Origin of the sequence: Litoribacterium kuwaitense (assembly GCF_011058155.1) — a bacterium.
Lineage (GTDB): Bacteria > Bacillota > Bacilli > Bacillales > DSM-28697 > Litoribacterium > Litoribacterium kuwaitense.
In genome coordinates, this window is record NZ_JAALFC010000083.1 from 1 (window position 1) to 3,914 (window position 3,914).

Consider the following 3,914-nt stretch of genomic DNA (forward strand, 5'->3'; position numbering starts at 1 on the left):
GGGTATATGAGAATATTCAGTGGTACATGGCCCTCGGCAGTGTTCAAGCGATTAAAAGTGCGGTTGAAGCAGGGTTGGGCGTTAGTATTATTTCAAGACAAACTGTTAAGCGAGAGTTGAAATATGGCGCTTTACGCGAAGTGAGAATTGCTGATTTTAAGCTGGAGAGAGATTTATACCTTGTACAAAAACAGCATCGTTTTCAAAAAATTGGTTTAGAAACGTTTGTTTATTTTATGAAAAATCGCTTTCTTTATGCCTCGTTATAACTTTTGGTTATACCCTATGATCTATAGCTATTATTCAGATGGATTTTTCAATGTTACGATATAGGCAAACGGATAACCACTTTGAGAAGGGAAAGGTGCCCAATGGCTGTCGAATTTGGTCTGCAATTATATTCAGTAAGAGAAGAACTGCAAAAAGACTTTGTCGGAACATTAGAAAAGGTCGCTTCCATCGGATATAAAAATGTCGAACTGTTTTTTCACGATGCAAATTTAGAAGCGAATGTTGGCAATATGTCAGCGAGTGAACTAAAAGGCGAGCTAGATCGGCTTGGATTGAAAGCGGTTTCTGCTCATGTTGCACTTGATTTTCTCGAGGAGAAACACGCTCAAGCCGTCGTAAATTTTGCTAAAGAAGTTGGTATCACTTCATTAGGTATCGCGATCGCTTTTTTCACAAGTAAGGAAGAAGTTTTAACACTGGCGAAAAAAATGAATGAGGCGGGTACTTTTTTCAAAGAAAATGGCTTGCAGCTGTATTATCATAACCACTTTCAAGAATTCCAAGAAATCGATGGAAAGTACATTTTAGATATCATTCTTGAAAACACAGATGAGGAGATCGTTAAAGTCGAGTTAGATACGTACTGGGCGTTGCGGGGCGGGGTCGACCCGATTGAATATATGAAAAAGTTAGGCTCACGCTGTGACCTTCTCCATCAAAAAGATCTTCCTGCAAGTGTTGAAACTGTTAACTTATTTGACGTCGTCGGACACGATGCCACTATTGATATGGACAAAATGGTTGAGTTGCATCAAATTGATGATTTTACCGAGGCTGGGCAAGGTGTTATGGATATTCCCGCGATCGTTCAAGCCTTTAAAGAGAAGCCGGAGGCGAAATATCTCTTTATTGAGCAAGATTGGACACGACGAAATCAACTGGAAAGTGTAGAAATGAGCTATCAGTATATTTCAAAGTATTTTTAACGAGTATGTGGGACGTGTACGAAAACAGTCGTAGAAGGAACTAATTTTGAAATACATGATGGACTGTTATTAACCTTCATGTAGCTGCTTAATATAGTGAAGACCTATGAGCCACCCATTCGCAGAGCTCATAGGTCTTTTTTGTCGTTCGCAACAGCATTTGTATCTTCTGTTTGTTCGAAGCCGGCTCATCGCTTTCATGTCCTGATGCTTTAAGCACATTCGTTACATTTTTTAATCTCGTTTCTTACTTCACGGCGACAATTAAAAACAAGGGCGTCGTTCGGTGAATGATTTTTTCTAAATGATTATCGGTGTGTTCATTGAGGTTGTGGTGAATCTGGACGATAGAACCGAAAACAGCACACGCCCGATGATGGGGTATGCTGTTTCTTTGCGTTATTTCATAAACGTAGAGCCATGAACCATTTCAGGCTTAGCGCCAAGCACGAGGAGAAAGATATTTGGAAACTCAAGTGTTGGATTTGCTTTAAACAGGGCTTGTACTTGGTCGAAGTTAGGATGATTTTTTAACGTTTGGACCTCGCGTTGGTAAAGCTCAAGTACAGATGAGCGAATAAATTTTGGCTCAAATTCTGCAGCTGGCGTGTTTGTCAATAGAGCTCCTAAATAACGGTACCGAATTTGTAGCTGACGAGTTAAACTAGCCACATGAAGAAGAAGCTGATATATATCGTTATGCTCTTTTTTTAGTGCTTCAATATCTTCCTTCGCTTTGTAATGATCCTTAAGCCCCGCCAATACTTGTTGTTGCATTTAAGATCATCTCCTTTTCTTTTTCCCATGGTTTTTGCAATCCGATGATTTCTGTGAGCACACGATGATGGTCTCGACGAGTTCGGCGCATCTCTGCGCGTTGTTTTCCAGATTCAAAGAGAAATTTCTCTTCATCTGTCTCCGGAACAATTTTTGGAACCTCAACAGGTTTTTTATTCTCGTCAAGGGCAACGAAGGTAAGAAAGGCTGTTGCGGCCATTCGGCGTTCACCGGTCAGCATGTCTTCAGCAATGACTTTACAAAAGATCTCCATTGATGACCTTCCTGTATAAGACACAAAAGATTCTACACAGACCGAGTCTGTTTGATGGATCGGATGCAGAAAATCGATGGAATCTGTCGATGCTGTGACGCATTCTTTCACTCTTGAATGACGACGGGCAGATAAAACGGCGTTGTTGTCCAGTTTTTTCATGAGCACACCGCCGTACAGCGTATTGTAGTTGTTCAGATCATTTATAAGCACTTGATCGGTATTCACAATCAAGCTATCTTTTGGATATTTGTATTCCATGAGGTGTTTCCTCCCTAGTCAAGATGATACTCAGTGTACGCTCATTGATGCATGAAGGAAAATGATTCATTTATATGTATAGCATAGACAATATCTATGCAAGTGCTTTCACCTATGACGCATAAGAATGCGTATTCGTAAGTGAAATACTGAGCAATCGAAATTTTTTGATGAATGGTCAAATTAAAAAGACTGTGACCGACTACAATCCGTTCCACCCTGGCACCTGCCTGTCCCACTTCCCGGTCACGGTTATAGGGACGGCCTCCTCGGCGAGTTTTCTTCACCGGGTGTCGAGGGCTTCTCCAGTTTCCACAACATCTTGCCGCTGATACCCCGCCGGTGAGAACCGCCGTTTCAGACTCATTTCGGTCAGTTCTTATTGCTTTCGCGCGTTATCGACCGTCTCAACCACCGGATTTGCGTGTTACGAGGCTACGTCTGCGTTCACTGCACGTTACAACCTGGAGTTTTGCCCGGCTCCAGAAGAGCACGATGTCAGAGGGCTCCACCGTTTCGCTTTCGCTCCACGATGCCTCTCAGGCTACGGGAGTGGAGTCTTTTCTCCCGGTCGGACTTTCACCGACTAGATGTTGTGTCCTTAGCTGGACACGCCAATTGCCCAACGAGACTTATATAGTTCTGCGATTTCACCCGCAGACAAATCAAAACGATTCGTTACCAGGTTCAGTTGGTTTCCTTTGGAATCCAGTACTTTTAAGAAACGAAATGTATTTTCCGACCGGTTTTGCGTGGTGCCAATGATGACCATTTCATTGGACAACACGTCAGAGTCGTCCGGCAATTTGAAGTGTTCGAGTGACCGAACGACCGCATTTTTTCGAAGACGAGAGACGAAGAAATAGCCCTCATCCGTCATGCGGTCGAACCGTTCGTAATCCAAGTATCCTCGGTCGAACACATACATGCATTCCTTATCGTCAATCACACTTCTAACTGGCCGCGATCATGTTCTTTGGCATTCGTCAAGACCGCCTGATCGGGATAGGAACAACCATTTTCCATAAACACGAGCCGCAGATGAAGCTTGATACCGGATTTAGTCTGACGAAACTTCGCCCATCGGTGATGATTCAAGTTCAAAGGCAAAGTGCTAGAATCAATGATTTTTAATGCCGTTGTCCACTTGCGTCGCGTTTGAAAATCCATCGCGTCATGAATCTGAACGACCAGATCGAGAAAAATCGCCCCGTTGGTACCTGGCGCAAGCGTCTGCCGAGCTGTGAGAAGCTGATTGAATCTAAACGCGTGGCTTCCTGCCGTTCTTTTGAAAAGACACTGTCGCTGATGGCACGTAAACTTTTCGTTTCATGAAGTTGTGCGTACAAGAGTAAGTTCATGAACGAAGCCATGTGCAGCTTTTT

At 43.1% G+C, this 3,914-nt stretch carries 4 protein-coding genes and 1 pseudogene; 2 read left to right on the forward strand and 3 right to left on the reverse strand.

Features of this window, described 5'->3' with window-relative positions; translation table 11 throughout:
• Together G4V62_RS18850 and G4V62_RS18855 are read left to right on the forward strand one after the other, a co-directional pair.
• Nucleotides 1–269, forward strand: a 269-nt coding sequence (locus G4V62_RS18850; RefSeq protein ID WP_246218540.1) for a LysR substrate-binding domain-containing protein, incomplete at its 5' end; no start/stop codon positions are given.
• Nucleotides 270–371: 102 nt separating this feature from the next.
• Nucleotides 372–1,217: a sugar phosphate isomerase/epimerase family protein gene (locus tag G4V62_RS18855; protein WP_165205160.1), complete on the forward strand. Its 846-nt coding sequence runs from the start codon at nt 372–374 to the stop codon at nt 1,215–1,217.
• Between the two features lie 399 nt (nt 1,218–1,616).
• On the opposite strand, the gene G4V62_RS18860 is transcribed toward G4V62_RS18855, so the two are convergent.
• The 3 genes and pseudogenes from G4V62_RS18860 to G4V62_RS18870 all read right to left on the reverse strand — a co-directional run.
• A complete protein-coding gene (locus tag G4V62_RS18860) occupies nt 1,617–1,994 on the reverse strand; it encodes a hypothetical protein (RefSeq protein ID WP_165205162.1) in 378 nt (125 codons plus the stop codon).
• A complete protein-coding gene (locus G4V62_RS18865) occupies nt 1,966–2,529 on the reverse strand; it encodes an acyl-CoA thioesterase (RefSeq protein ID WP_165205164.1) in 564 nt (187 codons plus the stop codon). Before G4V62_RS18865 ends, G4V62_RS18860 begins: the two co-directional genes overlap by 29 nt.
• Before the next feature lie 616 nt (nt 2,530–3,145).
• A pseudogene (locus G4V62_RS18870) lies at nt 3,146–3,914 on the reverse strand (IS4 family transposase); the annotation flags it as partial.